The organism is Shigella sp. FC1967, from assembly GCF_001743005.1.
Taxonomy (GTDB): Bacteria; Pseudomonadota; Gammaproteobacteria; order Enterobacterales; family Enterobacteriaceae; genus Proteus.
In genome coordinates this window covers 1-6,187 of the sequence record NZ_MIIZ01000625.1, presented here as the reverse complement: position 1 = coordinate 6,187, position 6,187 = coordinate 1, and the positions used below count along the sequence as shown (strand labels likewise).

Annotated in this window: 4 protein-coding genes, 1 tRNA gene and 1 pseudogene; 3 read left to right on the top strand and 3 right to left on the bottom strand. The window is 36.8% G+C overall.

The features are described 5' to 3' along the window. Positions 1-33: 33 nt before the first annotated feature. Positions 34-1,502 (top strand): annotated as a pseudogene (gene modF, locus BHE89_RS07835) (molybdate ABC transporter ATP-binding protein ModF). Between the two features lie 393 nt (positions 1,503-1,895). Then, positions 1,896-2,648: a 2,3-diphosphoglycerate-dependent phosphoglycerate mutase gene (gene gpmA, locus BHE89_RS07830; protein ID WP_069370111.1), complete on the top strand. Its 753-nt coding sequence runs from the start codon at positions 1,896-1,898 to the stop codon at positions 2,646-2,648. 74 nt (positions 2,649-2,722) lie between these two features. Here gpmA and aroG read toward each other — a convergent pair whose 3' ends face one another. Beyond that, positions 2,723-3,781 (bottom strand): 3-deoxy-7-phosphoheptulonate synthase AroG, encoded by a 1,059-nt coding sequence (gene aroG / locus BHE89_RS07825; RefSeq protein ID WP_069370110.1) that lies wholly within the window; start codon positions 3,779-3,781, stop codon positions 2,723-2,725. A gap of 245 nt (positions 3,782-4,026) precedes the next feature. Next, on the bottom strand, positions 4,027-4,755 hold the full coding sequence (pnuC, locus tag BHE89_RS07820; protein WP_077885178.1) for a nicotinamide riboside transporter PnuC: 729 nt from the start codon (positions 4,753-4,755) through the stop codon (positions 4,027-4,029). 284 nt (positions 4,756-5,039) lie between these two features. On the opposite strand from pnuC, the gene BHE89_RS07815 reads away from it, so the two are divergent. Next, entirely contained in the window at positions 5,040-5,897 is an 858-nt protein-coding gene (locus tag BHE89_RS07815) for an aminoglycoside 6-adenylyltransferase (protein ID WP_128860391.1), read from the top strand. A 169-nt stretch (positions 5,898-6,066) separates the two neighbouring features. Here BHE89_RS07815 and BHE89_RS07810 read toward each other — a convergent pair. Then, positions 6,067-6,142 (bottom strand) — tRNA-Lys (locus tag BHE89_RS07810). Between the last annotated feature and the right edge of the window lie 45 nt (positions 6,143-6,187).

Below are 6,187 nucleotides of genomic sequence, written 5' to 3'. Positions count from 1 at the left end.
CTACTTGCTCTAAAAAATATACGGATAATAATAATGACGTACTTGCAACTCAAAAAAAACACAATTTCGATTAAGCGATACACTCTGTTTGCAAATTAATGACTTAACGATTAATGAAGGTGACAGTTGGGCATTTGTCGGCAGTAATGGTAGTGGCAAGACCGCCTTAGCAAATGCATTATGCCAAGAAAGCATTTTGCTTTCTGGTGAGCTTATCAATACATTTTCTCGTCCAATTAGCCTCTCTTTTGAAAAACTACAAAAAATGATCGAAGAAGAGTGGCGCCGTAATAATACAGATTTATTAAGTGAAGGTGAGGAAGACACTGGCTTAACGGTGGCTCAAGTTATTCAAATGCAGGTAAAAGATGATGACAGATGTTTTTTATTAGCTAAGCAATTTGGCGTTGAATATCTTTTATCAAGACGGTTTAAATATCTTTCTACTGGTGAGTCTCGGAAAGTATTGCTTATTCAGCTTTTAATGAACAAACCAGATTTGATTATTTTAGATGAGCCTTTTGATGGTTTAGATGTAGATTCTCGCCGTGCTTTAAATGAATTATTATCGCTATTACATCAACAAAAATCTGACAATTGTACTGATTTTAAATCGCTTTAATGATATTCCTGATTTTATTCAATATGCAGGATTACTGATTAATTGTGAATTGGTGATAAGCGGTAAAAAAGAGCAGATTTTATCTGATTCGGTAATAGGGCAGTTATCTCACAGTGAAACCCTTGAAAATCTCACACTACCTGAACAAGAGTCACCAGATGCGATCCCACAATTACCGCCAACACTTTCCCCTATCGTGCTAAAAAATGGTGTAGTGAGCTATAACGACAAACCTGTTCTTCACCATTTAAGTTGGGAGGTAAAACCGCAACAACATTGGCAAATTTTAGGCCCTAATGGCGCAGGAAAATCGACATTATTAAGTTTAATTACAGGGGATCATCCTCAAGGTTACAGCAATGACTTAGCACTATTTGGTCGTAAAAGGGGAAGTGGCGAAACAGTATGGGAAATTAAACGCCATATTGGTTATGTCAGTAATGCCCTGCATCAAAGTTATCGCGTTTCTTCAACAGTAAAGAATGTCATTATTTCAGGTTTTCATGACTCAATTGGTATTTATCAGGCTATTACCGATAAACAGCTGAAACTCGCTGATGAATGGTTAGCGTTAATTGGTTTGACAAACCATGCCAATAGTCCATTTCATGCTTTATCCTGGGGACAACAGCGCTTAGTATTAATTGTGAGGGCTCTAGTTAAGCACCCTACTTTGCTTATTCTTGATGAGCCACTGCAAGGATTAGATACAACGAATCGACTCTTAGTACAGCGTTTTATTGATATCATGATAAGCCACAGTAATACGCAACTTTTATTTGTCAGCCATCATCAAGAGGATGCGCCTTCATGTATTACTCATCGATTGACTTTTATTAAAGACGGCGAAATTTATCGTTATCAGCAAGAAATTTGTTAAATGCGGACTTTTACTGACATAATCAGGGCAATGATTTTAGAAATTAACGGTAAACTTGGCTTTGCTTTTTTATTTAAATCGACACTTTTTTGCTTGTTATTCGAACAATAATAAATAAAAAAATGTGTCGTTTTTATGGACGCTATTTTCGTCTATTTTTTATACAAAACGGATTATTTTGTTTTTTTTACGCCGATCCCGCTAGATTAATAGCTTGAACGATTAAGCAAAAGGTGTGACAACTGTGCAATAATTCATCGAACAAACGACATTTTTTGACTTAATCCCCCTTGTTTTGTCACTTATGTTTGGTGTTCTTGTCGATGATCCATATAATGATTGAAGTGCTAATTTTAAACTTATATTAAGAAAGTAATTATAGGAGTCTAAACTATGGCAGTAACTAAGCTTGTGCTAGTTCGACACGGTGAAAGTGTATGGAACAAAGAAAACCGTTTTACAGGCTGGACTGACGTTGAGCTGTCAGACAAAGGTCGAGTTGAAGCTGAAGAAGCGGGTAAGTTATTGAAAGCAGAAGGTTTCACTTTTGACTTTGCATATACTTCTGTTCTGAAACGCGCAATTCACACTCTGTGGAACATTCTTGATCAAGTAGATCAACAATGGCTGCCAGTTGAAAAAAGCTGGAAATTAAATGAACGCCATTACGGTGCTCTGCAAGGCTTAAACAAAGCTGAAACCGCTGAAAAATATGGCGATGAACAAGTTAAACAATGGCGTCGTGGTTTTGCTGTTACGCCACCAGAATTAACGAAAGATGATGACCGTTTCCCTGGTAAAGATCCTCGTTATGCATCTTTAACTGCGGCAGAACTGCCATTAACAGAAAGCTTAGCGCTGACTATCGACCGTGTAACACCATACTGGGAAGAAGTGATTAAACCTCGTGTGGCTTCTGGTGAAAAAGTTATCATCGCCGCACACGGTAACTCACTGCGTGCTCTGGTTAAATACCTAGACAATATGAGCGAAGATGAAATTCTTGAGCTGAATATCCCAACAGCTGTACCTTTAGTTTACGAATTTGATGAAAACATGAAACCAATCAAACGTTACTACTTAGGTAATGCTGACGAAATCGCAGCAAAAGCAGCCGCTGTTGCTAACCAAGGTAAAGCAAAATAATTTAATTTTTATTTTGAATAATATATAAAAAAATGCCACTTCAAAGTGGCATTTTTTTACATCAAATTTAACGTTTAAGCTTTATTACGACGTGCTACAACCGCATCTGCTAGTTGGCGTAACAGCGTTTCAGTATCATCCCAACCAATACATGCATCAGTGATACTTTTACCGTAAACCAAAGGCTCACCGCTTTCTAATGATTGACTACCTTCCACTAAATGACTTTCAACCATTACACCAATTAATGCTTTTTCTCCAGAGCTAATTTGCTGGCAAATATCAGCACCAACTTCCATTTGTTTCTCAAATTTCTTGCAACTATTTGCGTGACTGAAATCAACCATGACGTTTTGTGGTAAACCGGCTTTTTTAAGCCCTTCTTTAACCGCAGCAACATGTTCAGCACTGTAATTTGGCTCTTTACCGCCACGCAAAATAATATGGCAATCACCATTACCTGCTGTGCGCACAATAGCAGAATGTCCCCATTTGGTTACAGAAAGAAAACAGTGTGGCGATCCTGCAGCATTAATTGCATCAATCGCCACTTTAATCGTGCCATCTGTACCATTTTTAAAACCAACAGGACAAGATAAGCCCGATGAAAGCTCACGGTGAACTTGTGATTCTGTGGTACGAGCACCAATTGCGCCCCAACTCATTAAATCAGCAACATATTGAGGCGTTATCATGTCTAAGAACTCGCCAGCCGTTGGCAAGCCACTATCATTAATCGTTAATAGAAGATTACGAGCAATACGTAAGCCTTCATTAATGTCAAAAGTATGATCCATATGAGGATCGTTAATTAAGCCTTTCCAACCTACGGTAGTGCGAGGTTTTTCAAAATAAACACGCATTACAATTTCAAGTTTGTCTTTCAACTCTTCTCTAATAAGACTTAAACGTTGTGCATACTCCAGTGCGGCTTTCGGATCATGAATAGAACAAGGTCCAATTACCACTAATAGACGATCATCTTTTCCTGCAAGGATTTGATGAATAGCTTCACGGGCATGACGAACTGTAAAAGCCGCATTATCAGTTGCTGGAAATTTTTCCAATAAAGCTACTGGCGGTAAAAGTTCATTAATTTGTGTTATTTTAAGGTCATCATTTTGATAATTCATTCCCGTGTATCCACTCTATGTTATCTAGTCAATGTTATTATTGCTTTTCCAATCTAACCATTCGATTTCTATCTGTAAACACCCTTTCCACCTAAAGCACCTATAGTCACCTTTCTAAAAATTTCAATATAACGGGAAATAGCGCATTTAAGCAAAATAATGATTCAAAATTGCGTTATAAATAAGAATAAAAACAATGAATATTAAGGCTGGAGAGAAAGATAACTCTACCAGCCTTTTTTTTATTAGGAGAGATAATTATTTTCGCTAGAACGCTTTGCTGCTTTGATCCACAAACGAGAACCATTAATTGCGATAGCCAGTAAAATGATATATTCAACAGACATTGCATAAACACCTTGTTTGTAGAATATAACAATACTAATTACGTTAATAACTGACCAAATTAGCCAATTTTCAACCAATTTCCGTGTCATTAAGATCATTGCGACAATAGAAAGCACTGTCATTGTGGAATCCCAGAATGGGTAAGCATCAGGTTCCAGAACTGGCGTCGCTAAATTTGCACCAAAGACATTTAATATATCAACAGCAACAACAGCTAAATAACCAAATACAGTATCAATATTAAAAGTAAGAGCGGCAATCGCGGCTATCGAAACCACGATTAAAAAGAGGCAATGACTTGACTTTAACCAACGTATTTTCAATTCAGCCTGCTCAAAGTCATTCACTCGGCTCCATGCATACCATCCATAAATATTGGCGGCAAAGAAAAATATTTGAAGGAGTAAACTTGCATATAGCTGGATTTGGAAAAAAATAATGGCAAACAGAGTGACATTAATAAGTCCAAATAAATAATTGATAATTTTTTCCTGACTGGCAAGCCAAATACAGAGTAGACCAGCAATGGTACCAACGGCTTCAATCCATGAAAGTGGATACCCACCTTTTCCGAGTGGGATATTGACTAAAATATTATTGATACTAAACCAACTCATCACATCCATTTTACAACCCCGACTTAATCATATAAAAAAACAAAGAAAATATGGGTTCCTGCGATATCTTTGCAAAGTAGTAAAGATATATTATAAATTCATATTTATAATGGTACTTGGTTTTTAATATTAAACATTATGTTTCTTATTCAGAAAAATAACAAACAAATGTTTTATATACTAAACAAAATATTCTAATTCTACGTTTTAAATAATAAAAACGACAAATAACTTTAGTACATTTTACTTATTAGAGAGAAATATGGAGACAACAACACGTTTTAATCGATCGCATGCTATCTTTTGCTCTTCTCGATCCTAGAATTGAAGCCGTGATCTTAACGGGATCGTTAGGACGCAATAGAAAGATAGACAGTTATTCTGATATTGATATAGAGCTTATCGGTTATGGTGCGACAGAGCTCGCAAAAAACCAACATTGGTTATCGCAATTCGGTGATGCTCTTGTCAGCTTACAGTTGGAATGTGAAGATCCCAAAAGTAAGTTTTGGCCCATTTATTTACATGTTTTAGCTCAAGGCCGAAAAATGGACATTATGATGGCGGAGCCTGAACGTATTTTTAACATGAAAACTGAAGGACTTAGCCCAGTTTACCAGCGTGGATATCAAATCTTACTCGATAAAACGGGGTTATGTGATGAGCTTCCTGAAATTAGCACTATAACGCCACCTACGCTGTCAAAAGAACAGGCGTATAACAATGCTCAAGAATTCTGGTTTGAGGCGACACAAGTCGCTATAGCCATTTTACGCCATGAATTTTGGTTTGCTAATTATCGTATAAATGATATGCGTGAATGGCTAATCGTGTTACTTGAACAAGTTGCGTTACACAATACGCCAACACAAGATGTATGGTATCAAGGAAAAAACCTGAAAGAATGGCTACCTAAGTTTTATTCATTACGTTCATTGGAAAGTACCCTTGCAATGAGCACTCCCTATGAATCTGCTGCAACACTTTCAATTATGATGGCATTTTTCCTTGATGCTTCAAAACGTCTCAATCATCCTATTGCTACAGCTATTAAAACTCAAGAACTTGTCAGTAACTGGTTAATTGACAATGAATTTTTGACTGAAAATGAATACAACCAGATCACGTCATCAATTATTTGTCATTACTGATCGCAATATTTTTTAATTAAAGTGAGATGGTTTTTTCGATTTTGGAAAGACTGTCTTAAGTCTTGAGCAAAGTGATTCGATTGTAGTATCGAAAGAAAATAAAGATAGAATAATTGATAATATAGCTGGTGACTAACGTAGCGATGATTAATCTAAGGAGGGTTTGAAATGGTGGGTCGTGGGCGATTCGAACGCCCGACCAATTGATTAAAAGTCAACTGCTCTACCGACTGAGCTAACGACCCATTTCAATAAAACGGATTGATGTTCGAAAGTGGTGGGTCGTGGGC

What these genes read in the sequence shown, in the direction of transcription:
- BHE89_RS07815 (WP_128860391.1), top strand. Translation starts at nt 5,040, where the DNA reads ATGCTATCTTTTGCTCTTCTCGATCCTAGAATTGAAGCCGTGATCTTA.
- aroG (WP_069370110.1), bottom strand. Translation starts at nt 3,781, where the DNA reads ATGAATTATCAAAATGATGACCTTAAAATAACACAAATTAATGAACTT.
- gpmA (WP_069370111.1), top strand. Translation starts at nt 1,896, where the DNA reads ATGGCAGTAACTAAGCTTGTGCTAGTTCGACACGGTGAAAGTGTATGG.
- pnuC (WP_077885178.1), bottom strand. Translation starts at nt 4,755, where the DNA reads ATGGATGTGATGAGTTGGTTTAGTATCAATAATATTTTAGTCAATATC.